The 25,275-nt window shown below is 61.8% G+C and carries 25 protein-coding genes and 1 tRNA gene; 13 read left to right on the top strand and 13 right to left on the bottom strand.

Going from position 1 to position 25,275, the window contains the following annotated elements; genetic code table 11:
• Window positions 1-8: 8 nt before the first annotated feature.
• Entirely contained in the window at window positions 9-512 is a 504-nt protein-coding gene (locus tag WJU18_RS26220; protein ID WP_423456846.1) for an MgtC/SapB family protein, read from the bottom strand.
• A 172-nt stretch (window positions 513-684) separates the two neighbouring features.
• Entirely contained in the window at window positions 685-1,779 is a 1,095-nt protein-coding gene (locus WJU18_RS26215) for a porin (protein WP_423456844.1), read from the bottom strand.
• A gap of 404 nt (window positions 1,780-2,183) precedes the next feature.
• Between WJU18_RS26215 and WJU18_RS26210 the strand changes: the two genes are divergently transcribed.
• The 4 genes from WJU18_RS26210 to WJU18_RS26195 are packed head-to-tail and all read left to right on the top strand — an operon-like array spanning window position 2,184 to window position 6,306.
• Window positions 2,184-2,993: an alpha/beta fold hydrolase gene (locus WJU18_RS26210; protein ID WP_423456842.1), complete on the top strand. Its 810-nt coding sequence runs from the start codon at window positions 2,184-2,186 to the stop codon at window positions 2,991-2,993.
• 42 nt (window positions 2,994-3,035) lie between these two features.
• Entirely contained in the window at window positions 3,036-4,010 is a 975-nt protein-coding gene (locus WJU18_RS26205; RefSeq protein WP_423456841.1) for a Bug family tripartite tricarboxylate transporter substrate binding protein, read from the top strand.
• A 29-nt stretch (window positions 4,011-4,039) separates the two neighbouring features.
• Window positions 4,040-5,563, top strand: coding sequence for a carotenoid oxygenase family protein (locus tag WJU18_RS26200; protein ID WP_423456840.1), 1,524 nt, complete (start codon window positions 4,040-4,042; stop codon window positions 5,561-5,563).
• A gap of 2 nt (window positions 5,564-5,565) precedes the next feature.
• Window positions 5,566-6,306, top strand: a complete 741-nt coding sequence (locus WJU18_RS26195) for an alpha/beta fold hydrolase (RefSeq protein ID WP_423456839.1) — start codon at window positions 5,566-5,568, stop codon at window positions 6,304-6,306.
• A gap of 78 nt (window positions 6,307-6,384) precedes the next feature.
• On the opposite strand, the gene WJU18_RS26190 is transcribed toward WJU18_RS26195, so the two are convergent.
• The 3 genes from WJU18_RS26190 to WJU18_RS26180 all read right to left on the bottom strand — a co-directional run bounded on the left by WJU18_RS26190 (window position 6,385) and on the right by WJU18_RS26180 (window position 8,453).
• A complete protein-coding gene (locus WJU18_RS26190; protein ID WP_423456838.1) occupies window positions 6,385-7,233 on the bottom strand; it encodes an IclR family transcriptional regulator in 849 nt (282 codons plus the stop codon).
• Between the two features lie 138 nt (window positions 7,234-7,371).
• Window positions 7,372-7,448: transfer RNA gene (locus WJU18_RS26185), tRNA-Pro, on the bottom strand.
• A 21-nt stretch (window positions 7,449-7,469) separates the two neighbouring features.
• Window positions 7,470-8,453: a polyprenyl synthetase family protein gene (locus WJU18_RS26180; protein WP_423456837.1), complete on the bottom strand. Its 984-nt coding sequence runs from the start codon at window positions 8,451-8,453 to the stop codon at window positions 7,470-7,472.
• Window positions 8,454-8,640: 187 nt separating this feature from the next.
• On the opposite strand from WJU18_RS26180, the gene rplU reads away from it, so the two are divergent.
• The 4 genes from rplU (at window position 8,641) to proB (ending at window position 11,656) form a co-directional block, all read left to right on the top strand.
• Window positions 8,641-8,958 (top strand): 50S ribosomal protein L21, encoded by a 318-nt coding sequence (rplU, locus tag WJU18_RS26175; protein ID WP_423461100.1) that lies wholly within the window; start codon window positions 8,641-8,643, stop codon window positions 8,956-8,958.
• 19 nt (window positions 8,959-8,977) lie between these two features.
• Entirely contained in the window at window positions 8,978-9,238 is a 261-nt protein-coding gene (gene rpmA / locus WJU18_RS26170) for a 50S ribosomal protein L27 (protein WP_423456835.1), read from the top strand.
• 125 nt (window positions 9,239-9,363) lie between these two features.
• Window positions 9,364-10,419 (top strand): Obg family GTPase CgtA, encoded by a 1,056-nt coding sequence (gene cgtA, locus WJU18_RS26165; RefSeq protein WP_423456833.1) that lies wholly within the window; start codon window positions 9,364-9,366, stop codon window positions 10,417-10,419.
• Window positions 10,420-10,501: 82 nt separating this feature from the next.
• Window positions 10,502-11,656, top strand: coding sequence for a glutamate 5-kinase (proB, locus tag WJU18_RS26160; protein ID WP_423456831.1), 1,155 nt, complete (start codon window positions 10,502-10,504; stop codon window positions 11,654-11,656).
• Window positions 11,657-11,725: 69 nt separating this feature from the next.
• Here proB and WJU18_RS26155 read toward each other — a convergent pair whose 3' ends face one another.
• Window positions 11,726-12,286: a CNP1-like family protein gene (locus WJU18_RS26155; RefSeq protein ID WP_423456829.1), complete on the bottom strand. Its 561-nt coding sequence runs from the start codon at window positions 12,284-12,286 to the stop codon at window positions 11,726-11,728.
• Window positions 12,283-12,951 (bottom strand): RNA pyrophosphohydrolase, encoded by a 669-nt coding sequence (locus WJU18_RS26150; protein WP_423456827.1) that lies wholly within the window; start codon window positions 12,949-12,951, stop codon window positions 12,283-12,285. Before WJU18_RS26150 ends, WJU18_RS26155 begins: the two co-directional genes overlap by 4 nt.
• Before the next feature lie 103 nt (window positions 12,952-13,054).
• On the opposite strand from WJU18_RS26150, the gene WJU18_RS26145 reads away from it, so the two are divergent.
• Window positions 13,055-14,800, top strand: a complete 1,746-nt coding sequence (locus tag WJU18_RS26145; protein ID WP_423456825.1) for a proline--tRNA ligase — start codon at window positions 13,055-13,057, stop codon at window positions 14,798-14,800.
• A 21-nt stretch (window positions 14,801-14,821) separates the two neighbouring features.
• Window positions 14,822-15,481, top strand: coding sequence for a lytic transglycosylase domain-containing protein (locus WJU18_RS26140; protein ID WP_423456823.1), 660 nt, complete (start codon window positions 14,822-14,824; stop codon window positions 15,479-15,481).
• Between the two features lie 36 nt (window positions 15,482-15,517).
• On the opposite strand, the gene WJU18_RS26135 is transcribed toward WJU18_RS26140, so the two are convergent.
• Complete coding sequence (locus tag WJU18_RS26135) at window positions 15,518-16,831, bottom strand: hemolysin family protein (protein ID WP_423456821.1); 1,314 nt, start codon at window positions 16,829-16,831, stop codon at window positions 15,518-15,520.
• A gap of 364 nt (window positions 16,832-17,195) precedes the next feature.
• On the opposite strand from WJU18_RS26135, the gene WJU18_RS26130 reads away from it, so the two are divergent.
• Window positions 17,196-18,314, top strand: a complete 1,119-nt coding sequence (locus tag WJU18_RS26130) for a YidB family protein (RefSeq protein ID WP_423456819.1) — start codon at window positions 17,196-17,198, stop codon at window positions 18,312-18,314.
• A 119-nt stretch (window positions 18,315-18,433) separates the two neighbouring features.
• Here WJU18_RS26130 and grxD read toward each other — a convergent pair whose 3' ends face one another.
• From grxD to WJU18_RS26115, 3 genes are all read right to left on the bottom strand, one after another.
• On the bottom strand, window positions 18,434-18,760 hold the full coding sequence (gene grxD, locus WJU18_RS26125) for a Grx4 family monothiol glutaredoxin (protein ID WP_423456817.1): 327 nt from the start codon (window positions 18,758-18,760) through the stop codon (window positions 18,434-18,436).
• 285 nt (window positions 18,761-19,045) lie between these two features.
• Window positions 19,046-19,339, bottom strand: a complete 294-nt coding sequence (locus WJU18_RS26120; protein WP_423461099.1) for an H-NS family nucleoid-associated regulatory protein — start codon at window positions 19,337-19,339, stop codon at window positions 19,046-19,048.
• Window positions 19,340-19,404: 65 nt separating this feature from the next.
• Window positions 19,405-20,706 carry a hemolysin family protein gene (locus WJU18_RS26115; RefSeq protein ID WP_423456815.1) on the bottom strand — a complete coding sequence of 434 codons (1,302 nt, stop codon included), beginning with the start codon at window positions 20,704-20,706 and terminating at the stop codon, window positions 19,405-19,407.
• 36 nt (window positions 20,707-20,742) lie between these two features.
• Between WJU18_RS26115 and WJU18_RS26110 the strand changes: the two genes are divergently transcribed.
• Complete coding sequence (locus tag WJU18_RS26110) at window positions 20,743-21,585, top strand: symmetrical bis(5'-nucleosyl)-tetraphosphatase (protein WP_423456813.1); 843 nt, start codon at window positions 20,743-20,745, stop codon at window positions 21,583-21,585.
• Window positions 21,582-22,832 carry a DUF445 domain-containing protein gene (locus tag WJU18_RS26105; protein ID WP_423456811.1) on the top strand — a complete coding sequence of 417 codons (1,251 nt, stop codon included), beginning with the start codon at window positions 21,582-21,584 and terminating at the stop codon, window positions 22,830-22,832. The genes WJU18_RS26110 and WJU18_RS26105 overlap by 4 nt, the downstream gene beginning before the upstream one ends.
• A gap of 75 nt (window positions 22,833-22,907) precedes the next feature.
• On the opposite strand, the gene WJU18_RS26100 is transcribed toward WJU18_RS26105, so the two are convergent.
• Both WJU18_RS26100 and WJU18_RS26095 read right to left on the bottom strand, forming a co-directional pair.
• Complete coding sequence (locus WJU18_RS26100) at window positions 22,908-24,326, bottom strand: DEAD/DEAH box helicase (protein WP_423456809.1); 1,419 nt, start codon at window positions 24,324-24,326, stop codon at window positions 22,908-22,910.
• Window positions 24,327-24,386: 60 nt separating this feature from the next.
• Window positions 24,387-24,998 carry a hypothetical protein gene (locus WJU18_RS26095; protein ID WP_423456807.1) on the bottom strand — a complete coding sequence of 204 codons (612 nt, stop codon included), beginning with the start codon at window positions 24,996-24,998 and terminating at the stop codon, window positions 24,387-24,389.
• Window positions 24,999-25,275: the final 277 nt, after the last annotated feature.

Below are 25,275 nucleotides of genomic sequence, written 5' to 3'. Positions count from 1 at the left end.
CCGCTGAATCATTTTTTGGGTGGACGATCCTTGGTGATCCAAGGTCCCACCATGAGCACTATTAGGGCGAGAATCGTGCAAAGGATGGCTGCGGATTCTTCTCCCGCACCCACAGCGACGCCGATGGCCGCTGTGAACCAGATTCCAGCTGCTGTCGTCAAGCCCTTGACGTCTTCTTCGCTTTCCTTCGCGGGCTTCAGAATGGCCCCCGCACCGAGAAAACCGATTCCCGCGATCACCCCCTGCATCACTCGGCTCGAGTCCTGCGCGCTGATACCGAGCAGTTGGGCTATTGTCAGGAACATGGCCGATCCCATGGCCACCAGCATGTGCGTGCGTAGTCCGGCGGCCTTGCCGCTTGTTTCCCGCTCAAAGCCCAGCAATCCTCCTAGAACGGCGGCCAGCAGCAACTTGAAAACGATGCGAGTCGCTTGCTCGGGGTCAGGCAAATCCGAGAGCTCCTTGGCAACCGTATTCAAAACTACCGTGAAAAATGCATCAGAGGTGCTCATGGAGTTCTCTCACGATTTCCATGTTCAGTCGAGTCTGAACATGGTAAGGCGAGAGAGGCGGCCGCTTGTGTAGGCTGAATGCGCGTTGATACGTCAAGGAGTTCAGTGAAACTGGTGAAGCCAGCTCCGCTGTGCTGTCCTTGCGCGGTGCTTTGCCCAAGAAGGCCGTGGCTTAGAACGTGTGTCGCAATCCCAACTCATAGCTGTGTGAAGTGGAGCCGGGTTCTGCGCCCGGCGCACCGCCTGTGATTCCAAAGCTCGCACGCCCCTTGTTCTTCAGATAGGCTAGCGTGCCGTAGAGGGCTGTGCGTTTGGAGAGGTTGTAGACATAGCCCAGCGCGAACAGGTCCGCGTCGTCGCGACCGATGGAACCGCCGGTGGTGTTGCTTCCTGCCTGGTTGATATGGTGCCACGTGGCTTTGATCTGATGGAGGCCGAAGGGCCAGACCGCGCCCACGGTGTAGTTGGTCTGGCGCGAGTCAAAGTAGCGCATATCGACGACACCGGCGACCAGCTTGGCGCCGCCGGTGCGGTAGTTGATCGCGGCGCCGCGAATGCGGTAGTTTTCACCCACGGATTTGATGTTGGTGACGCCGCCGAACGCGGTGACATTCCAAGGGCCATTTTCATAGCCCACGCGCAGGCCCTTGTAGTCAAAATCGCCTGAAACACTGCCTTCCCCGCTGTTGGCGTACATGGCGGAAAGGTTGAAGCCGCCAAGCGTGTTCGGTGTGAAGTACTGCACTGCCCCGTTGGCACGGCCATTGCTGGAAGTCTTGCCGCCGAAGGCGCGCTTGAGCACGGTGGATGCCGAACCGTTGAAGAGGGTGATCATGCTCGCGGAGCCTGAGAAATCGAAGACTTCCGTCGTGCCATAGCCGCGGAACGCGGGGGTGTAGTCGCGGCCCAGGCGGACTTCGCCAAAGCGTCCAGAAAAGGAGAGCGTGCTGCGGCGGTCAAAGAACTGCGATGAGGTGGTTGTGCCGTCGGTGAGGTTGACAGTGCTTTCCAGCCAGAAACCGACTTTCATGCCGCCGCCCAGATCTTCCTCGCCGCGCATGCCCCAGCGCGATGTGGAGTTGTTGCCGCTGTACATCCGCTGGGTAGTACCCGCGCTGTTTGTCACTACCCGTGCGCCCAGGTCGGCAACGCCGAACAGGGTGACACCAGATTGCGAGAAAGCAGTGAGAGAAAGGCTGCCCAGTGCAATGCCCAGGGCTAGTTTGGACGAGAAAGGGACGCGATGGAGGTTGTGCTGCGAGCGCATACAGGTTGTGGTCTCCGTGATTTATCAAAGGGCTGACAGGAGGTCGCGCTCCGTGCCAATACGTTCACAAGGAACAGCCTGGAGGGCTATCGGATGCTTCGCCTGCGGACCTCATCTGGAAGCGGGCGTACTGTCCAACACCTGCGCGCAAACAGCGACTGCCGGATGGCCTCAGTTTCACTTGCCGGAACTGAGTTGAATGTCCACCCGACTGACCGAGGTTGCATTCGATTTTTGTTCCGGAGTCCGGAACTGGGTGCTAGACAAGCTATGAGCTGGCGGAGCAGGGTCACAGAATTGACGCCAAGCCTTGACCCGCGAGAGTTGCCCGGCGGGGCCAGGTGCATTCAATGTCTGCGGGCCGCATCCTGCGCCGGCGCATGATCTACTTTCTGGAGACTTCAATGACTGCTGAAGCGTATCGATTTCCTGACTACCAGGTAGCCGGTGCAGGTGAGACCACTGTGTTCCTGCTGCACGGCGCGTACGGCTCAAAGGACTATTTCAGGTATGAGATGGAGACTCTGGTGAGGGCTGGCTTGCGCGTGGTCGCGTGGGATGCGCCGGGCTACGGCCTGAGTCCGCTGCCCGAAGGGGGGTTGTCCATCCCGCGTCTGGCGGAGACCTTCGGCAATCTGATTGACCAGTGCGGGACCTCCACCAACGTGGTGCTCGGCCACAGCATGGGGGGTGTCTCCACCCCAGCGATCTACGCGGCACGTCCTGACAAGGTGAACGCCATCGTGATTTCAGCCACGGTGGCGTCTTTCTCTGAAAAGAGCGAGGAAGACAAAAAGACCTTCCTGGCTGAACGCGTGGAGCCCCTGCGCCATGGCAAGAGCTTCCAGGAAACTGCCGGGGCCGTGATTGACTCGATGTTCGCGAAGGGCTCTTGCGGTCCCATGGTTGATCTGGTGCGCGGGGTGGCGCTGAGCACCAAGGCCGATACCTTTTGCTCCGCCATCGAAGCGATCGTGGCGTACGAAGGCGCGTCCAATCTGCGCAATGTGAGGGTTCCCACCTTGTTGCTCGCGGGCGCGCAAGACAAGGTAGGACGACCGGAAGGTATGGAAAACATCCGCAACAAGTTTGTCCCTCACGCGGATTATTTCTGCATTCAAGACGCTGGGCATTACGCGTTTGCGGAGCAGCACGAGGTGTTCAACCAGCACTTGCTGGGCTTCATCCGTTCACGTGTTCAGAACAGGGGCTGAGTACCTCTGTTTCAGAACCATTTCAAGCAAGATGAGATCTCTATGACGAACAGACGCCTGACGATGAAACTGGCCGCGTTGGCGCTCGTGGCTTTGGGTGGTGCGAGTCCGGCTGAGGCCGCTGGCTGGCCCGAGCGGCCGATCAACTTAATCGTTCCCTATCCGCCGGGCGGACTGACCGATATCGTTTCCCGGATCGTGGGCGAGCAGCTCGGCAAGGAACTGAACACCCCCGTGGTGATCCAGAACCGCTCGGGCGCAGGCGGCAAGATCGGCTTGCAGGCTATGCTCCAGGCGCCGCGCGATGGCTACACATTTGCGTTGGTGGTGCCGGCGACGATGGTTACATTGCCGCTGACAAACGAGGCTTACAAGATCAAGCCGCTGGAGCAGTTCGAGCCCCTGACCATCGCGGTCGACACCTTCCTGACATTGGTGGTGGATCGCAGGCTCGACATCAAGACACTGAAAGATTTCAGCGCCTACGCCAAGCAGAATCCTGGCAAGCTCAACTACGGAACGCCAGGCGCGGGCACGAGTTTTCACTTCAATAACGTGATGATGGCCCAGAAGCTGGGCATCGTGGCCCAGCACGTGCCTTATACGGGCGAAGTGCAGGTGCTCAATGACGTCACCGGGGGGCAGTTGCAATACGCGCTGGTTTCCAATGCCGGCAAGACCTTCATCGAAAGCGGACAGGTACGGGCCCTGGCCGTGTCGGCTCAGCAGCGCGTGCAGTCCTTTCCCAACGTGCCGACGTTCAAGGAACTGGGCGTCGATTTTTCATCTGACGGCTGGGTGGGTTATGTGGCCGCCAAAGGAACGCCCAAGCCCATTGTCGACAAGCTTCAGCAGGCGATTGTGCGTGCAGTGAGCGCACCACAAGTGCGCACCCGCTTGGCGGAAATGGGCTACCAGGTAGTTGGCAACACGCCAGCGGAATTCCGTCAGATCGTGCAATCCAGCACCGAGCGGTACGCCGCCTTGCTCCGCTCAGGTGCCGTCAAGCTCGACTGAATCTTCCATTCGCATCAGTGGTATTCAACATGCAGAAGCTCCTTCATACCTACAAGTCAACGATCGCCGAAGACACCGATCACCCCTTTCTTCTCGGCCCCTTCACGCCGACGATGGAAGAGTGGGTGGCCGACTCCGGCAGCATGAAAGTCATCGGAGAGATTCCACGCGACCTGCACGGCATCTATGTGCGCAATACGCATAACCAGGTGCATGAAGCGCTGGGCATCTACCACCCGTTTGATGGCGATGGCATGCTGCACTCCATGCACTTCGAGGACGGGCGCGCCACGTATCGCAACCGCTTCGTTCAAACCACGGGCTTTCTGGCGGAGCAGGCGGCGGGCCGCTCGTTGTGGCCGGGCCTGCTCGCCCCGCAACTGCAAGCACGCCGCGGCTGGGGCGCAATGGGCGCGATGAAGGACAACGCCGGCACCGACGTGAAGATCCATGCAGGCAAGCTGCTGGCCACCATGTCGCAAGGCAGCGAACCATGGCGGGTGGATCCCGTCACGCTGGAGACCTTGGGCCCCGATGAAAACTGGGCCCGCTTTGTGCACGACGGCGTGGCCTCGCATTACAAGGTCGATTCCGAAACCGGCGAGATGATGTTCTTCAACTACCCGGAGCGTCCGCCCTACATGAACTATGGCGTGGTGGATCGCCACAACCGCCTGGTGCACTACGTGCCTATAGAGCTGCCTGGCGCGCGCTGGCCGCATGACCTGGGGGTGACCAAGAACTACACCATCCTGCACGATCTGCCGTTTCACTTCGACGAAGAACTGCTCGCCAAGGGGCAGCGCAAGATGTGCTTTTTCCAGGACAGGCCGGCGCGCTTCGGTATTTTGCCGCGGTACGGCCGTTCGGAGTCAGTGCGGTGGTTCGAAGGTACGCCCTGCCACATCCTGCATCTGGCCAACTGCTATGAAGACGGCGACGAAGTGGTCATGGATGGTTGCATCATGCCGACGCCGCACAAGCCCAACGTGGGTCAGTCGATGGCCGAAGGCCGCCAGGCGGCGTACGACAAGATACGCGCGCACCTGGACAAGCACAACAATCCGACGCTGATGTACCGGTGGCGCTTCAACCTTAAAACGGGTCAGACACACGAGGAGCAGATCGACGACGAAATCACCGAATTCCCCATGGTCAGCAACGACTACGTGGGGCGCCCCTACCGCTACAGCTTCAACGTGTTGTATGAGAAGGGCGAGTGGCTGTTTAGAGGGCTCAAGCGTTACGACATGCTGACGCGTCAGACCCAGTCGCTTGAGTACGGCAAGGGCTGCTTTGGCAGCGAGCCGCACGTGGCGCGCCGGATTGGCGCGACAGCCGAAGACGATGGCTATGTGGTCACCTTCGTGAACAACATGGTGGATGAGCGCTCCGAGTGCTGGGTGATTCCCGCCAATGACATCGCCAGGGGGCCGCTGGCACGCATCATCCTTCCGCACCGGATTTCGGCGGGAACGCACGCTGCCTGGGTGGAGGGCGATCGCATCGCGGGCGAAAACCGCGATCCGCGTTATCTGCCGAAAAGCGCTTAACCATGGGATACGGTACTTCGGCAGATAAGGGCGAGACACGTTCGCAGACGCATCTGGTCTTGCTGCCAGGCCTCAACAATACCCATGCGGTGTTCCACGGAGTGCTGGCGGCCCTGCCTTCCAGCGTAAGCGGACATGCACTGGACAATCCGGCGCTCGATACCGTGGAAGCCATTGCGGCCGATCATTTGGCGAGGCTGCCCGAGCGCTTCTGGCTGGCAGGTTTTTCATTTGGCGGCTACGTGGCGCTGGCGATGCTGGCGCAAGCGCCCGAGCGTATCGAGGGCATCGCCCTGCTTTGTACCGCGCCTTTCGCAGACAGCGAAGCGACGGCGCAGAAGCGCCTGGCAGCGCTTGAGGCCGTCAAGCAAGGCCAGTATTTCGACATGGTGGAAGCGCAGGCAGCCAACGCGTTTCATCCAGACAGCCTTGCCAACGCGGAGTTGATGGCGGCGCGCCGGAACATGGTGCAAGCTTATGGCCCAGACACCTATGCCGCCCATGTGCGTGCCACGGCTGCCCGCAAAGACCGCAGCCATCTGCTCGATGGCCAGCGGCCTACGCTGGTCCTGGCGAGCTCGGACGACAAGGTATTTCCGCCCGCGGTCCTGACCGCATACGCAGAGAACATCCCTGGCGCGGAACTGCGCATAGTGGAGCGCGCAGGGCATCTGGCACCGATGGAGCAACCTCAAGCGGTTGCCGGCGCGCTGGTGAACTGGATGGGCCGCGCACTACGCTGAAACCAGTCCGTATTCGTGAGTTACTTTTGTTTTGGCGGGCAGCGCAGTCGCCATGCGCAGCGGGAACGCCGGAGCCGGTCAGGGCTCATAGATTTCGGGTTGCGAGAGTCTGGGGCCTGGCGCGTCTCGCATCTCCAGGCGTAATTCATTGCAAAAGCGCAATAATCTGGGGCCCAGTTCCTTGCGCAGGCGAGTCACCGGAACTTGCGCAGTGGGACCTGCAATGTTGAAGGCGTAGACGCTGGAATGAGGCGTCGGCGCAAACGGTACGGATACGCCGCTCACCTCGCGCTCCCATGAGCGCAGTGACGTGACGAAACCATAGCGGGTGTACTCCAGATGCGCACGTTCGATGCGCTCGCGCAGAGTGTTCCAATCCTCGGGAAAGCGCTTTCTCAAGCCTTGAAAAATCTGGGTGCGCTCCTTGACAGGCGCCGCCACGATGTAGGCGAGCCCGGAAGATGTGTTGGCGATCGGGAGCACCACACCGACATCGGTGTTGGTCACCAGCCGGGTCTCCGAAGGCGGGCGCACCACCTCGAGAATGACCATGCCCAACCGGTCTCGTGCTTCCATCATGACCGTGAGGCCGGTCTCTGCGCTCAAAGCGTTCATGAGTGAGTAAGCCGTGCGCTGCAGGCCGATCCTGCGCTGCACCGTAGCGCCCATGCCGAGCAAGCGGGAGCTCAGAATGAGCTTGCGGGTTTTGGGGTCAACGCGCAGGTAACCCAGGTGCACCAAGGTGGACGTGAGCCTGGACACCGTGGCTTTCGGAAACCCGGTGATCGCCACCAGTTGCTGATTGCCCAACAGATCGCCTTCCGAGAAGGCGGACAGTATTTCGAGCCCCTTTGCCAACGAGTGAACGAAATTGGGGTCAGATGCCGGAGAAGCGGCTGGAGCGGAAGTTGTTGGTGCTCGAGGCATTTGGCGAGTAGGCGCTCAAAACTTTCAAACCAGACGGTAATGCTACTCGTAAGTCTTCGGCCAAGAGCAGGAATGCAGCGGCAGTCACAAGCAAAAAGCCCAAGTGGTTGATCCACTTGGGCTTTTTCTGTGCTGTCCTGGTCGGGGTGAGAGGATTCGAACCTCCGGCCTCTACGTCCCGAACGTAGCGCTCTACCAGGCTAAGCTACACCCCGAAATCGTTCCTGATTTGTAAGTCAGGAGCGCCTCAACAAAAGCTGAGCCGCTAATTCTAGCAAACTGTTGGTGTACTCGTTTTGCGGAAGCATGCGAGCCGCATCGATGGCCCTCTGTGCCTGCTCGGCGGCGGCCGCGCGGGTGCGGTCCAGGGCACCGGTCTGGCGCACGATATTGGCAATGGTGGACAGCTCTTCGGTGCTGCCTGTTTCGATCGCTTGCCGCAGGAGGGCCGATTGCTCCGGTGTACCTAGCCGCATGGCCAGGATCAGTGGCAGAGTGGCCTTGCCTTCGCGCAGGTCGTCGCCCAGGTTCTTGCCCATTTCGGCGGTATCGCCGTCGTAGTCGAGGACGTCGTCGATGACCTGGAAAGCCGTGCCGAGGGACTGGCCGTATTCGGCGCAGGCGGCCTCGATCTCAGGCGTGGCACCGGCCAGCACGGCGCCCAGGCGGGCACTGGCCTCGAACAGCTTGGCGGTCTTGGAGCGGATCACGCGCAGGTAGCCGTCTTCGTCGAGGGCGGCATCGTGCATGTTCATCAGCTGCAGCACTTCGCCTTCGGAGATGATGTTGGTGGCATCGGCCAGGATCTGCATCACGCGCATGCTGCCGGCATCCACCATCATCTGGAAAGCGCGGGAGTAGAGAAAATCGCCCACCAGCACGCTGGCCGGATTGCCGAACACTTCGTTGGCCGTGCTGCGGCCGCGCCGCAGGGTGGATTCATCCACCACATCATCGTGCAGCAGGGTGGCGGTATGGATGAATTCGACCACCGCCGCCAGATTGAAGCGCTGCGGGCTGCGGCAATCGAGCGCGCCGCAGACCATCAGCAGCAGCACGGGCCGCAGGCGCTTGCCGCCTGCCGAGATGATGTAGCGAGCCACCTCGCCGACCAGGGGCACGCCTGAATCGAGCCGGCGGGCGATGGTGGCATCGACTTCGCGCATATCGGCCGCAACGATGCCGAGGGCCTGGCTGGTAGTCGTGGAAGAGGCGGACAAGGGTGAAATACCGGGAAATGGAGGGCGAGCACGCAGGCTCGGTGACTGTCTCGGATTATAGGTTTGGGCAGAAACCCCTTCTCGGGGGCAGAGTGCCCGTTTGCCGAATGCCAAAACTGCTGCTAAAATGCGCGGTTCTGCCGGAAATGGGTTTGGCAGAGGCTTTTCAAATCATGAAGAGGTTCATATGTACGCGGTCATAAAAACCGGTGGCAAGCAGTATCGCGTGGCTGCCGGCGAAAAAATTAAAGTAGAACAGATTGCTGCGGACGTTGGCCAGGAAATCACCCTTGATCAGGTGCTGGCTATCGGTAGCGGTAGCGAGTTGCAGATCGGGGCACCCCTGGTGTCCGGCGCCACAGTGACGGCCAAGGTCGTTGCGCATGGCAAGCACGACAAAGTGCGCATTTTCAAGATGCGCCGTCGTAAGCACTATCAGAAGCGCCAGGGCCATCGCCAGTGCTTCACCGAGATCGAAATCGGCGCGATCAACGGCGCCAAGTAAGTCCTAGGAGTAAAGCACCATGGCACAGAAAAAAGGCGGCGGCTCAACGCGAAACGGGCGCGATTCCAAGCCGAAGATGCTGGGCGTGAAGGTGTTTGGTGGCCAGGTCGTTAGCGCCGGCTCCATCATCGTCCGTCAGCGCGGCACGCGCTTCCATGCCGGCACCAACGTCGGCGTGGGCAAGGATCACACGCTGTTTGCATTGGTTGACGGCCACGTGTCGTTCACCGTCAAGGGCGCGCAGAACCGGTCGACCGTCGTGGTCACCCCAGCGGCCTGATCACTGACGCCTGGGAACGTCACGTTCCTGTGCGCCAGAGCCCCGCCCTGCGGGGCTTTTGTGTTTTTAGGGCGTGAACACGTTCTTAGGCGCGACAATCTCGGCATGACGCCAGGAGAATCATCATGAAGTTCGTTGACGAGGCTTTCATCGATATCGCCGCGGGCGATGGCGGCAATGGCTGCGTTTCGTTCAGGCATGAGAAATACAAGGAATTCGGCGGTCCCAACGGCGGCGATGGCGGCCGGGGCGGCCATGTATTCGCGGTGGCCGACCAGGCTCTGAACACGCTCGTCGATTTCCGCTACTCCCGCCGGCACGAAGCCAAGCGCGGGCAGCATGGCATGGGCTCGGACATGTTCGGCGCCGCGGGCGACGACATTGTCCTGAAAATGCCGGTCGGCACGATCATCTCCGACTCCGAGACTGGCGAAGTGCTCTATGAGCTGCTCACGCCGGGCGAAAAGATCATGATCGCCAAGGGCGGAGACGGCGGTTTCGGCAACATGCGCTTCAAGAGCGCCATCAACCGGGCGCCGCGCCAAAAAACGCCTGGCTGGCCGGGCGACAAGAAAAGCCTCAAGCTCGAATTGAAGGTGCTGGCCGATGTGGGTCTGCTCGGCATGCCGAATGCAGGGAAGTCCACCTTCATCGCCGCCGTCAGCAATGCGCGGCCGAAAATCGCTGACTACCCATTTACCACTTTGCATCCCAACCTGGGGGTGGTGCGCGTCGGCCCGGAGCAGAGCTTCGTGGTGGCCGATATTCCGGGTTTGATCGAGGGCGCCTCCGAGGGGGCGGGCCTGGGGCATTTGTTCTTGCGCCATCTGCAGCGCACGCGGGTTTTGCTGCATATGGTGGATATTGCGCCCTTCGACGAAGGCGTTGACCCGGTGGCGCAGGCCAAGGCGATCATCGCCGAGCTGAAGAAGTACGACAAGGCGCTGTATGAGAAGCCGCGCTGGCTCGTGCTCAACAAGCTCGACATGGTGCCGGCCGAAGAGCGTGCCGCGCGTGTCAAGGATTTCGTCAAGCGCTTGCGCTGGAAGGGACCTGTGTTCGAGATATCGGCATTGACCCGCGAGGGTTGCGAATCCCTGGTGCAGGCGATCTATCAGTATGTCAGCGCCGAACACAAGGCCGAGGAGCCCGAGGCCGCGCCCGATCCGCGTTTTGCGTGAATAGAGGTTGCGCAAGAACTCCATCATTCCCGCGCAGGCGGGAAGGATGGAGTGAATTAGAGTCCAGAGCCTTCAGAAAAATATGATCCAAGACAGCACGTCGGAAGTCCTGCGCCAAGCGCGCCGCATTGTGGTGAAGGTGGGCTCCAGCCTGGTGACCAACGAAGGCCGCGGGCTCGATGAGCAGGCGATCGGCGAGTGGTGCAGGCAGATGGCGCTGCTGGAGAATGGCGACGCGGGCCTGAGCGAGCCGCGTGAGGTGATCATGGTGTCCAGCGGGGCCATTGCCGAGGGCATGAAGCGTCTGGGTTGGGCGAAGCGCCCGCGTGAAGTCAACGAGCTGCAGGCCGCCGCCGCCGTGGGGCAGATGGGCCTGGCGCAGATGTACGAGACCAAGCTGCGCGAGCAGGGGCTGCGCAGCGCCCAGGTGCTGTTGACGCATGCCGACCTAGCTGACCGCGAGCGCTATCTGAATGCACGTTCCACGCTGCTGACGCTGCTGCAGCACAAGGTGTTGCCCGTGATCAATGAGAATGACACGGTGGTCAACGACGAGATCAAGTTCGGCGACAACGACACCTTGGGCGCTCTGGTGGCCAACTTGGTCGAGGCCGATTTGCTGGTGATCCTGACCGATCAAAAAGGGCTCTATACCGCCGACCCGCGCCAGAACCCGGCTGCGGAGTTTGTACACGAGGGCCGTGCGGGTGATCCCGCGCTGGAGTTGATGGCGGGCGGCGCTGGCTCTTCCATCGGCAAGGGGGGCATGCTGACCAAGATCGTGGCCGCGCGCCGCGCGGCAGGCTCCGGCGCCTCTACCGTGATTGCCTGGGGGCGGGAGCCGGATGCGCTTTTGCGCCTGGCACGCGGGGAGCGTATTGGTACCCTGCTGGTGGCACCCACGCAGAAGACGCAGGCGCGCAAGCAATGGATGGCCGATCACTTGCAGTTGCGCGGTGCGCTCAGCGTGGATGACGGGGCCGCCGCCAAGCTGCGCGGCGAAGGCAAGAGTCTGCTGCCGGTGGGAATGACGGGGGTGGACGGCGTATTCGCGCGCGGCGACGTGGTGGCGATCCGCGATGCCGCAGGGGCTGAGATCGCGCGGGGCCTGGCCAATTATTCAAGTGCCGAGGCCCGTCTTCTGTGCCGCAAGCCTTCCAGCCAGATCGAGGCTCTGCTGGGCTACACCGCAGAGCCGGAAATGGTGCACCGGGACAACCTGGTGCTGAGCCGCTGAGGCAATTCCCCGCCCGGCGAGGCCCGTAGGGTGCGCACTTCGTGCACACCCTACACTCCCACGGAGCCCTTAGTCGTCGTACAGCGTGCCTTTCGGCGACTTGAGCGCCCGCACCATCTCCTGCACGGATCCGTTGGGGATGGTGCCGATGCAGACTCCATCGCGCGCCAGACGATAGGGATGCCGGTAATTGACTTGGCCGCGCATGCTCTTCCACTCGCCCTCGGGGCTGAACGACCAGTCATTGCCCGGTGTCTGGCGGGCATAGACACGGTATTCCCCTGTGGCGCATCGGATACCCTCGTACATGGCATTGACGGCGCTGGGCCCGCGGGCCACCACGATGTAGCGGACGATGCCGGTTTCCTTGTTGAGGGAGATGGTGTCGGGATCAACCCCCATCCGGACCGTGGAGGCGGCGGGCATTTCGATGTCGATCAGGTTCTTGACACCGTAGGCGGGCGGCGGTGGCGGGGTGTCTTCCTTCCACTCGGGCGCGTCGTCGCCCGCATACCGGGTCATGGGCTTCATGTCGGGCTCTTCCTGGGCGGCCGCCGGCAGCCCAAGGCCCACCAGGGCCGCCACCGCGGCTACCTGGAGAAAGCGGGAGGGGATGAACAACTTCTTCACTGATTTCCCTGCTGCTTGAAGTGGCTATCCGGCGCATCTTCCTGCGTGGCGCCGGGCAGGGTGGCGTCAGGAGGCAGGGCGAACGTCGGTGCCCGCTTGCGGTTCTCGAATGAACCTTGGGGTTGCATGGGCGCCATGCTGTCTTGCTCGCGCGGGCGCATGCCGCCCCGCAAATAGCGGTTGCGGTGCTCGTTGCGCGGCAGGTAGCGGGCCAACTCGGTCAGCGCCATTTCATAGACGCCGCGTTTGAACTCGACCACCACGTCCAGCGGAACCCAATAGTCGTTCCAGCGCCAGGCGTCGAATTCAGGGTGATTGGTGGCACGCAGGTTCAGCTGCCAGTCATAGCCGATCAGCTGCAGCAAGTACCAGATTTGTTTCTGGCCTTTGTAGTGTCCGCGCGCGTCGCGGCGGATGAACCGGTCTGGCACCTCATAGCGCAACCAGTCTCGGGTCCGGGCCACGATGCGCACGTGCTCTGGATGCAGCCCGACTTCCTCGTGCAACTCCCGGTACATGGCCTGTTCGGGCGATTCGCCGCGATCGATGCCACCTTGCGGAAACTGCCAGGAATGGGTGCGAATGCGCTTGCCCCAAAATACCTGGTTCCTCTGGTTGAGCAAGATGATGCCGACATTCGGGCGAAAGCCTTCCCGGTCGAGCATAATCGAACCTCAAAATTTCAATAGTTGCAGTCATTATGCACGTTTAAATGTGTATAGAGGGGGGCACTAACCCCATGGCTCAAACAGACCTATTCTTGCGCCGATGAAAGCCTCCCAGTTCCTGATTTCGACCCTCAAGGAAGCCCCGGCCGATGCCGAAGTTGTCAGCCATCAGCTGATGACGCGGGCCGGCATGATCAAGCGGCTTTCCGCTGGTGTGTACACCTACATGCCCATGGGCCTGCGCGTGATCCGCAAGGTCGAGGCCATCGTGCGCGAGGAAATGAACCGCGCGGGTTCCGTGGAATGCACCATGCCGGTGGTGCAGCCGGCCGAACTGTGGCGCGAGACCGGGCGCTTTCAGACCATGGGCCCCGAACTCCTGCGTATCAAGGACCGGCATGACCGCGATTTCGTCGTGCAGCCGACCAGCGAAGAGGCGGTGACCGACATCGCCCGGCAGGATCTGCGCAGCTACAAGCAACTGCCCAAGAATCTGTATCAGATCCAGACCAAGTTCCGTGACGAGCGCCGTCCGCGCTTCGGGCTGATGCGCGGGCGCGAGTTCATCATGAAGGACGCCTACAGCTTCGACCGGGACGAAGCCGGCGCCAAGGCGAGCTACCAGGTCATGGCACGGGCCTACCGGGCCATTTTTGACCGGTTCGGGCTGCGTTACCGCGCCGTCGCCGCGGATTCGGGCGCGATCGGCGGTGATCTGAGCGAAGAATTCCAGGTGATCGCCGCCACTGGCGAGGACGCCATTGTCTACAGCACCGGCAGCGAGTACGCCGCCAATATGGAAAAGGCGGAAAGCGCCGCGCCTGCCGGTCCGCGTCCGGCGGCCGTACAGGCGATGGTCAAGACGCCCACGCCCGCCAAGAGTACCTGTGCCGATGTGGCCGAACTGCTGGGCATTCCGCTGACCAGCACGGTCAAGTCCCTGGTGCTGGCCACCGACACCCTCGACGAGCAGGGCGAAGTCGCCAAATCGCAGATCTGGCTGCTGCTGCTGCGTGGCGACCATGACATGAACGAGATCAAGGTCAGCAAGGTGCCGGGGCTGGATCTGGGCTTCCGCTTTGCCACCGTGCCGGAGATCGTGGAGCACTTTGGTTCCAAGCCGGGTTACCTGGGGCCGATCAAGCTGCAAAAGCCCGTCAAGATCGTGGCTGACCGTGAAGTGGCGGTCATGGCCGACTGGGTGTGCGGTGCCAACGAAGAGGATTTCCACCTGACAGGCGTCAACTGGGGCCGTGACCTGCCCGAGCCGGATCAGGTGGCCGATATACGCAACGTGGTGGCCGGGGATCCTTCGCCTGACGGTAATGGGGTGCTGGCCATCGAACGCGGCATCGAGATCGGCCATGTCTTCTACCTGGGCACCAAGTACAGCAAGTCGATGAACGCCACCTTCCTCGACGAAGATGGCAAGCCCAAGCATTTCCAGATGGGATGCTACGGTATCGGCATCACACGCCTGCCGGCGGCCGCCATCGAGCAGAACCATGACGAGCGGGGCATGATCTGGCCCGATGCCATTGCGCCTTTTACCGTGGTGATCTGCCCGGTGGGCATGGACCGCAGCGAAGCGGTCAAGGAAGCCGCGCAAAGCCTGTACCAGGATCTGCTGGCCGCTGGCGCGGACGTGATTCTGGACGACCGTGGCGAGCGCCCTGGCGCCATGTTTGCCGACTGGGAACTGATCGGCGTGCCGCACCGCGTGACGATTGGCGACCGGGGTTTGAAAGAGGGGCAGGTTGAATACCAGCACCGGCGCGATGCCGCCGCCACCAAGGTCGCCGCAGGCGAGATCGCGGCTTTCATGAAAGGCAAGCTCGGGGCATGAGCGCTGCTCGAAGGTACTCCTTTGGCCATTAAGGGCGTTGCCGGCAAAACGGTGAACGTGGCGGGGGTTTCCAGAAGAAATCTCCTGCTCTCGGCGCCTGTGATTGCCGGCTCATGGATTACCCCGGGGCAGGCCTGGGCGGGCGGCCAGTTGGAGGAGCCGATGATGGATTCGGTGCGCACGGCGCTGAGTTCGGCGGTCTCCAACAGTGCGCCACCCGTGCCGGTTTTCAGCTCCACCGCGGCCCGTCTGGCCTATCTTCGCTGGCTATCGAGCATGAGCGACCGCCTCTATGGCCGCAAGAAGGATTTCGCCAGCCGCATCGAATTCCTGCAAACCGTCTGGTATGAGAGCACCCGTGCCGGGCTGGAGACTTCCCTGGTGTTGGGTTTGATCCAGGTAGAGAGCGCTTTCCGGAAATTCGCTGTCTCCAGCGTGGGCGCGCGGGGCTATATGCAGGTCATGCCCTTCTGGACCCGCGTGATCGGCGATGGCGACCCTGGCAAGTTATTCCATATGCAGACCAATCTGCGCTTCGGTTGCGTCATCCTCCGGCACTACCTCGACCGTGAACGGGGGGACACCTATATGGCCCTCGGACGCTACAACGGATCGCGGGGCAAGCCGCAATACCCGAACGCAGTTTATGGGGCGCAGAAGCGCTGGATAGCCGGTGCTTGATAGTGTCGCGTGAGGTTTGGCGGCGGGGCGTGCATCCTACGAAGATTCGCCCGCTTTCTCAGAGGACGCCATCGCTTTCGTGACCAGGACCTGGTCAATGCGGTAGTTGTCCACGTCCATCACCTCGAACCGATAGCCATCCCAATGGACGCTGTCGGTACGGCGGGGCATGCGCCGGAGCATCACCATCAGGAACCCCGCCAGCGTGTCGTACTCCCCCGCATCCGGCAATTCCGTAAGATCCAGGGCGCGTTGCACGTCTTGCATTGGCGTGTGGCCGTCGATCAGCCAGGAGCCGTCGTCGCGGCGCAGGATCAGTTCTTCGTCTTCAGTGACGAGTTCCCCCATGACCGTGCTCATGACGTCATTGAGCGTGACCAGCCCGACCACGGTGCCGTACTCGTTGACGATGACTGCGAAGTCCTCCTGCTGGTGGCGGAACTGCAGCAGCACTTCCGACAGTGTCAGGCGGTCGGGCACCACGACCACCTTGTGCAGCAGGGTCGGGTCTGTCAGGCGGATCGGCCGGGCGTTGAGCACGCACTGGAAAAGGTCCCTGGCCTGTACATAGCCCAGCACACGGTCGAGTTCGCCGTCGCACACCGGATAGGTGGAAAACGGTTCCGCGGCGATGCGGGTGCGCACCACTTCATCGGTCTCGTCCTTGTCGAGCCAGGCCACGCGGTCCCGTGGTGTCATGGCGCTGGAAACCGCCCGCGTATCGAGCTCGAACACATTCTCGATCACCTGCTGTTCGGGCCGTGCCAGTACGCCGGCCTGCGTGCCCGCTTCGGCGAGGGCCAGGATGTCGTCCGGCGTGATGCGGTCGTCGCGCTGGGTCGGCAGGCCGCAGAGCTTCATCATTGCGTCGGTGAAGCTGGTGTAGAGCCACACCACGGGCTTGAATATGAGCAGGAATTTTTCCATCGGCCCGATCACGCTGACCGCCACGCGCTCGGGTTCGGCCATGCCCAGGCGCTTCGGCATCAGATCGGCGAACACTACGAATAGTGAAGTGACCACCGCGACCGAGCCTATGAACGCCAGCGTGGCGGCTGGGCTCTCAGGCATCCACAGGCCCAGCCAGCGGCTCAGATAGGGGCTGAGCAGCCCTTCTCCCACGATGCCGCCGAGAATGGAAATGGCGTTCACGCCTATCTGCACTGCGGTGAAGTAGTGGCCCGGCTGTTCCTGCATGCGCAGCACGCGCAACGCGCGCTCGTTGCCTTCATCCGCGAGCTGGCGTAGCCGCAACCGGCGCGAGGCCGCCAGGGAGATTTCGGCCACGGAGAAAAATGCGCTGGCGGCGATCAGCAGAACAATGATCAGCAGTTGCTGGGTAAAGCTCATGGCATTCGCGGGTGCGATGCGCGCTCACCCTGTGAATCGAGTGGAAGGAAGCATGGAAAGCGGGTATTCATGCGGTTTTTATGAAGATATCGGTCTATCAACTGCTGTTCCCAGGTTTATACAGTGGTATTGGCGGGAAAAGAGGGTTTTGCGCGTGTAAGGCGCCTATGGGGCGCGTACAGCGGGTGTGTCGGGCGTGTAGGAACTGGATGACACGTTGGCTTCATCTCGCTTCCTATAATGGTTTTCGGCGAAATCGAGGGGTACTGCGCAGGCCTCCTCAGAACGTAATCACGTTCCTGGTCGTTCTCAATGCCGTGAAAACCGCGCGCTCTACTCATTACCTGAAAAGAAAGGTCCTTTTATGTTTGATGTCCTGATCCGAGAAGTCGGTGCACGTTTTGGCGTGGGCGACAAGGCGCTGCCGTTGCTGCAGATGCTGCTGGCCTATATGACGGCCAAGGAGACGGGGGGCCTGATGGGGTTCCTGGAAAAATTCAAGGCGGCCGGCCTGGGCCCCGTCATCCAGTCCTGGCTGGGCGGTGGGCCTGCGGCTCAGCCCGTGAGCAATAGCCAGCTTGAGACCGTTCTCGGCTCCAGCGGGGGCCTGCTTTCTCAACTGACCGCCAAACTGGGCGTCGACCGCGAAAATGCGGCCTCGGCACTGGGCTACCTGCTGCCAGCTGTCGTCGGCAAACTGACGCCGGGTGGAAGCATTCCTTCCAGCATGCCGCCGGAGGTGGCCAGCTTGGCTGCGGCCGGCGCGAGCCTGCTGGCGGCGCCGGCTGCCAGCAGTGTGGCTGCGGCTCAGGCCGGGAGCGGCGGAATGATGAAGTGGCTGCCCTGGATCATCGTGGTGATCGCGGCGCTCCTCGGCTTGAACTACTGCTCGAAAGGCTCTGCGCCCACGGATGCTCCTGCGACCGCACCTGCCGCCAGCGCGCCAGAGCCAGCTGCTTCGGGCTCGATCGGCAGCTTTGGCCCAGGACCGGCGGCGAGCACTGGCGCAGCCTCCGCGCCGGACGCGGCAGCCAGCGCATCTGATGCGTCTGGGGCCTCTGGCGCATCTGGCGCATCTGGCGCATCTGGCGCATCCGGTACGGGTGCTCAGGCAAGCGAGGAACCGGCAGGCGCAGGCGTGGTGGCCTGGCTTTCCAACGAGACCCCCGCATTGAAGGTGTATTTTGATTCCGGCAAGATCGATGTTTCGGGCGAGTTTGCGGCCAAGTCGAGTGAACTGGTGAATTACCTGAAAGCCCACACCGATGCCAAGGCGGTCATCTCCGGTTTCAACGACGCGACAGGTGATGCCGCCAAGAATGCCGAGCTTTCCAAGCATCGTGCAGAGGCGGTTCAAGCCGCGCTGGTGGCGGCGGGTGTGCCGCAGGATCAAACGCTGCTGGAAAAACCTGCCAATGCCACCGATACCTCGGCGGCGTCCAACTCGGCTTCGCGCCGTGTGGAAGTGATGGTGCGCAAATAGGCGCTTCAGTCTGCCCAACAAAAACGGACGCTTCGGCGTCCGTTTTTGTTGGGGCAGCCCTTTCAGGTCCGCTGCGTCCGTCGCGCATCCCGGCGCGCTGCGTGAGCGCTAGAGGCTCATCAGGCGTTCGCGCCTACCATCTGCTGCAGTTCGCCCGATTCGTACATCTCCATCATGATGTCCGAGCCGCCAACGAATTCGCCGTTGATATAGAGCTGGGGAATCGTGGGCCATTGGCTGTATTCCTTGATGCCCTGGCGCACCGCCTCGTTCTCCAGTACGTTGACCGTGGCCAGGCTGCGTGTGTCGACGCCACAGGCTTTCAGGATCTGGATCGCACGGCCGGAGAAGCCGCACATCGGAAAGTTGGCGTCGCCTTTCATGAACAGGACGATCGGATGGCTCTTGACGAGTTCATCGATACGCTGTTGGGTGTCGTCGCTCATGTGGGGGAACTCCTTGTTGGATGCAATGAGGCGATTATCCTAGAACCTGCGCCAGAGCGTCTTTGCCCCTTCGTTTTTCAGGGCAAGGTGGGGATGCCAGGCCCCCCCCGGAACTTTGGGGGGTGTACCGCCCTCATGGCCCTTGCCGCTTTTTAGACGGGCCGGGCGAGACGAAGTGAAATGCGGGCTTTACCGTGAATGCGGTTGATTTTTAATGAAATGTAATTAATCGCACGAAAAAAAGCACCAAAAGGTGCTTTTTCTTTTTGAAAGGCCGGAGCCAGCTTAAGCGATCAGGTATTTGGCCCGATCCTGGCCTTCGATCCATTTCGGCGCCTTGCCGCGGCCGGTCCAGGTTTGGCCGGTGGCAGGGTCACGGTATTTGGGCGCCACTTTACCCGTGGCTCGGGGCTTGCTGCTGCGGCGGCCAGAGGAAAAAACATCTTCAGCACTCAGCCCATATTCGCTCACCAGTGCACGCACTTTTTGAACTGCATCGGAAATCTCCGACTTACGGGCCTCTTCGATGCGGAGTGCCAATTCTTCCTGCTGCTTCAGGAGTTCCTTGTATGTTGCCATGATGAAACCAGTTGAATATTGGAAGAACCTGAATATATCACTTTTCCCGGATAAACTCGCGTTCATCAATTAGGCAGCGAATCAATTGGCCTTGCCAATACTTTCTCGATACGCCGGCCTTCCATCTCGTTCACCTCGAATAACCAGTCCGCGCACTCGATCTGCTCGCCCACGGCGGGTAAATGCCCCGCCACGGAAAGCAGCAGGCCGGCCAGCGTGTTGTAGCGCCCCTTGTCTTCCTGCGGCAGTTCCTTGATGTCCAGCCGGGCTTTCAGCTCGCCCACGGGCATCAATCCATCGAGAATCCACGAACCGTTGGCCATGGGAGTGGCCCAGGCTTCCATATGGGCATCAGGCTTCAATTCACCGGTAATCGCTTCAAGCAGATCGCGCGGTGTCATCAATCCCTGGACAACACCATATTCATCCACCACAAGCGCCAGGCGGCCTGATTTTGCGCGCAGCTGTTCCAGCATTTCCATGCCGCTCAATGTTTCAGGCAGAAAAGCCGCGTGAGCGACATGAGTTTCAATCAAATCACTGGATTGGCGGCCGAGCTCAAGAAGCCTGGCCACGCTGATAACGCCGACCACGTCATCAAGTCCGTCACGACATACGGGGTACCATGAGTGCGCGCCTTTTTCACCGCGCCCCGCCACATAATCAAGCGCTTCGCTGACGCTTTGGCTGGCGTCCAGCCATTCGATATCGCTGCGCGGCACCATGAGCGAAGTCAGGGGGCGATCGTCAAGATGAAAAACATTTCGCACCATCTGATGCTCGTGCTCTTCGATTAAGCCGGCGTCCACGCCTTCTTCGAGGCTGGCCGATATTTCCTCGGCCGTCACGGCACGTTCCTGTGCGTTGTCGATGCGCAGCAGTTTCAACGTGGCTTGCGTGCACAGCGAGAGCAGTTTCACGAAAGGCTTGGCAATGGTGGCCAGCCAACTCATGGGCTTGGCGACCAGGCGCGAAACCGCTTCGGGATAGAGCTGCCCGATGCGCTTGGGCACCAGTTCGCCGAAGATGATGGTCGTGAAGGTGATGATCGTGACCACCAGGGCGGTGGCGGCTACGCCTGCGGCTGAGGTGCTCACGCCCAAGCCTTCAAGCCATTCGGCCACCGGGCCGCTGAAGGCCGCCTCGCCGACGATGCCGTTGAGCATGCCGATGGAAGTGATGCCCACTTGAACGGTGGAGAGAAACTGGGTCGGGTTCTCGAGCAGTTTGAGCGCGGCGCCCGCTCCGGTATCGCCGCTTTCTTCCATGGCCGCCAGCCGGGCTTTGCGGCTCGATGCCAGTGCCAGTTCGGACATGGCGAACACGCCGTTGAGCAGCGTGAGGAAGACGATCAACAGTAGATCCATATAGACCGGGATCCTGCCCGGTAGAAAATACACACTATGTCACTCTACATGATTGGCGACGTGCAGGGCTGTGATGCTGCGCTCGGCCGCCTGCTCGAAAAAATAGCTTTCTCCCCCAGCCGCGACCGGCTCGTGTTGCTGGGCGATCTCGTCAATCGCGGTCCGGCGTCGCTGGGGGTACTGCGCCGGCTGATGGCGCTGGGGGATACCGCGCAGTGCCTGCTGGGCAATCACGACCTGCATTTGCTCGCGGTGTCGCAAGGCGTACGCAAGCTGCATCGCGGCGATACGGTGGCCGATATCCTGCAAGCGCCTGACAGCGCTGCACTGCTCGATTGGCTCCGCTGGCGGCCGATGGCGTTGCGCGAGGAGGGCGTGCTGATGGTGCACGCCGGGGTATTGCCACAGTGGAGCGCCGATCAGACCCTGGCCTTGGCCAGTGAGGTGGAGTCGGTTCTGCGCGGCGCGGATTGGGGCGCGTTCATGCACCAGATGTACGGCAATCAGCCTGATCAGTGGGATGATGGTTTGCGGGGGGCCGAGCGCCTTCGCGTGATCGTCAATGCGCTGACCCGTCTGCGCTATTGCACGCCAGAAGGCCGCATGGAGTTCGAAACCAAGTCGGGTGGCGCCCAGGACGCGCCGCCAGGCTACCTGCCCTGGTTTGAGGTGCCGGAACGCGGGACTGCGGGGGATGTGGTCGCATTTGGCCATTGGTCTACCCTGGGGTGGCTGAACCGGCCGGACATCCTGTCGCTGGATACCGGCTGCGTCTGGGGCGGTGCCTTGAGCGCGGTGAAATTGGGGCGGGGCGCGAAGAAGCGGGAATTGATCCAGGTGCGCTGCGAGCAGGCTCAGGCGCCGGGCGGCCAGGCATGACGCGTCTTCAGTCGTCGCCCGCCGGCATGAAGCGGCTGGCACTGGGCTTGTTGCTGGCCGCTGCGTTGCTTTATGCGCTGGCCACCTGGCAGGCACCCCGGCACGCGGCCTGGGGTTACGTGGCGGCGTTCGCCGAAGCGGCGATGGTAGGGGCCATTGCCGACTGGTTTGCCGTGGTGGCCTTGTTTCGCCATCCGCTCGGCCTGCCGATCCCGCACACGGCCATCATTCCCGAGAACAAGGATCGCATTGGCGAAAACCTGGCCAACTTCCTGTGCCAGCACTTTCTGGCCACTGACCAGGTGCTGGCGCGCGTGCGCGAGTTTGATGCCGCGGGGCGGGTGGCCGCCTGGCTCGCGGTACCCGCTCATGCGGAGCAGGTGGGCGAAAGGCTGGTGGCCGTGGCGCGGTGGGCTGCCGGCGCTCTGGACGACGACCGCGTGCGCCAATTCGTGGCGGGTCTGGCGGCCAGCGGCTTGCGCCAGGTGGACGTCACGCGGCTCTCGGGCCAGGTGCTCGAAGCCATGACGCAGGACCGCCGCCATCAGGAACTGCTCGACGGCGTGCTGCTGCAACTGGCCCGGCTGCTGGGGGAAGACGCCGTTCAAGACACCATTACCGAGGCGATCGCGCGCGAGATCAAGGCATTGAAGTACGTGGGCCTGGATCAGATGGCCGCCCGGATGGCCACCCGAAAAGTAGTGGTGATCATTGCCAAGACCATCATCGACATGGCTGACGATCCGGAGCACAACCTGCGCTTGCGTTTTGACGAACTGGTGAGCGGTTTCGTGCATCGCCTGAAAGACGATCCCGTGGTGCACCAGCGCGGGGAGCGCTTGAAGGCAGAGGTGCTGGACAACCCGGCGCTCGGGGCCTATGTGAATCAACTCTGGACGCAACTGCTGGGCTGGCTGCAAACGGATATGAGCCAGCCCGATTCATCGATCCGCCGCCGTATCACGCAAGCCGCGCAAACCTTGGGTGAGCGGCTGGCGCGGGATGAGGCCGTCCGGAACTGGATCAATGGCGAGTTGCAGGCGGCGGCGCCGCAACTGATCGAGCGGTACCGGGAGGATATCCGCCGCTACATCGTGGCGCGCGTGCGGGCCTGGGACGCGAAGGAGATGACCACCGAGCTGGAGCGCCACATCGGCCGCGATTTGCAGTTCATACGCATCAACGGTACGCTGGTGGGGGGGCTGGTGGGGCTTTTGATCCACACGCTGACGCACTGGGTGCGTTGAGGCGAGGGGCTTCGCGGGTGCTCGCCATTCTCGGATGGCTGGCCCCCGCGCAGGCGAGAATCCAGTGCCTCTTGCTCAGGAAGACGGGGTACTCGCCTTGAAAAGGGCCGCCACTTTGCGTTTGGGCTTGATGTTGGCCGAAATGCCAGCACGCGCGGGACGGGCATTGGCTTCCCAGGCCGGCGGTTGCTCGGCGGAATCGCTCGGGGCTTCGTAGGGCCGGTCGAAGAAGGGATCGGCCGGCGGCGCGGGAGGCGTGAAGGAGCGCCGGTCGCCTCGCCGTTCACGCGAGGGCGCGCCCTCTTCGTTCCAGGCACGGCGGCCGTCGTTGAAGCGGCCGCGCGGTTTTTCCTCTTCGAATTCGAGATGCTCGACTTCGATTTTTTTCTTCAGCAGCTTTTCCAGGTCGCCCATGAGACGGCCGTCGGCCTTGGTGACCATGGTGACCGCCAGACCGGAGGCGCCTGCACGGCCGGTGCGGCCGATGCGGTGCACATAATCTTCGGCATTGAAGGGAACGTCGAAGTTGAATACGGCGGGCACATCCTTGATGTCGAGGCCGCGTGCGGCGACATCGGTGGCCACCAGCAGGTCGACTTCACCGGCCTTGAAGGCGGACAAGGCCTTAAGGCGCTCGTCCTGGCTCTTGTCGCCGTGCAGGGCGGTGGTTTTCAGGCCGTCGCGCTCCAGGGCGCGGGCCAGCCGGGCACAGCCGAGCTTGCTGTTGACGAAAACAAAGGCCTGGCGCACCGAGCGGTCTTTCAGCACCTGGCGCAGGGCACGGCGCTTGTCCTCGTCGGAGACCATGTAGAAATGCTGCTCGACCGTGGAGGCTGTTTCGTTCGGCCGGGCGACCTCGATGGTGACTGGATCTTGCAGGTAGCTGCCGGCCAGGCGCTTGATCTCGGGCGAGAAGGTAGCGGAAAACAGCAGCGTGGTGCGGGTTTTGGGCAGGTAGCTGAGAATGCGCTGCAGATCGGGTAGAAAACCGATGTCGAGCATGCGGTCGGCTTCGTCGAGCACCACGTATTCGACCTGGTTCAGCACCGCGGATTTGGCCTCTATGTGGTCCAGCAGGCGCCCCGGCGTAGCCACCAGCACCTCGACGCCCTGCTTGAGTTCGGCCGTCTGCGGCTTCATGTCCATGCCGCCGAACACCACGGCACTGCGGAGCTGGGTGTACTTGGCGTACTGCTTGACTTGGCCGGCCACCTGGTCGGCCAACTCGCGCGTGGGCAGGAGCACCAGCGCGCGCACGGGGTGGCGGGCGGGTGAAGTGCTGGCGTTTTCGTGCTTCAGCAGGCGCTGCAGCAGGGGCAGCGAAAAGGCAGCGGTCTTGCCGGTACCTGTCTGTGCCGCACCCATGACATCACGGCCTTCCAGCACCACAGGGATCGCCTGGGCCTGGATGGGAGTCATGTTTTCGTAGCCCATGTCGGCTACGGCCCGTTTGAGGGGTTCTGCCAGCGCGAGGTTGGAATAGGAGTTACTCATGAACCCCGTATTATCCCTCTTGACGCGCCGGCGCGCCTATTTCGCTTGTATGAAGGTCTGTTACAGCCTGAACTGGCCGCCATCCAGGGCTTCCCACGAACCGCAGTTCAGGGGCTGGCTGCTGTCGGATTCATGGGATTCGACGATGTCCTGCGCCGTCAACGATTCGGTCATGGACATAAGGCAGATCGCGCCCGTGGGCGCGGTCGTGTAGGTGACCTGATAGCTGTTGAATACCTGGCCCGTTTGCGGGTTGAAATTCTCGTTTTGATAGCGGCGCAGCATATAGCTACCATAGGTTTCCACGCTTTGGGGCGTGAGGCGGGCCTGTGTGAGCAGTCCGCTTTCGGGTTGGTAGAACGTGCGGGTGCCGCCGCAGTTAGGGGCCGAATAGAGGAACTCGTTGCCTGTGACGTTGATGGTGTTGTCCGCACCGCGCGAGTACAGCATGTAGCCGCGCGATTGGGTGTCGGTACCACCGACGAGGGTGTCGCCGCAGGCAAAGGGCGCCCAGCGGCCCAGCGTGGAACCGGTGCCTGATTGGCCGCCGTTGTCGTCCGAACCACCCCCGCCGCAGGCGCTGAGCAGGACAAGGCTGGCGCTGGCCGCCAGTGCGAGCTTCCGTGTTGAAAGAGATGAACGGCGAGGCGCGCAGGGGCGGCGAGCGGGCATTCAGGGGCTCCGGTAAGTATGTTTTTAAAAAGGATTTCCATCGGTTGCCATAACCCTGCTGAAACAGGGGCTACCGGGGAAGAAAAAGCATACTGGGGGTTGCTCTCGCAGAAGCCCGGCGGGCCGTCTGCGTGGTGACAAAGCGTGTCAGAGCGTGCTTGCGCCCTCAGGCTCTCAGAACCATGCCTTTCAAGGTCTTTGCCATGCGGGGGCTCGTTCGCTTGTAGGGTGGGCATTTGGTTTTACTCCCTCTCCCTCTGGGAGAGGGCAGGGGTGA

Origin of the sequence: Ottowia sp. VDI28 (assembly GCF_049532675.1) — a bacterium.
Lineage (GTDB): Bacteria > Pseudomonadota > Gammaproteobacteria > Burkholderiales > Burkholderiaceae_C > Ottowia.
Note: the sequence above shows the minus strand (reverse complement) of the source record. Positions and strands in the feature narration are given on the sequence as shown.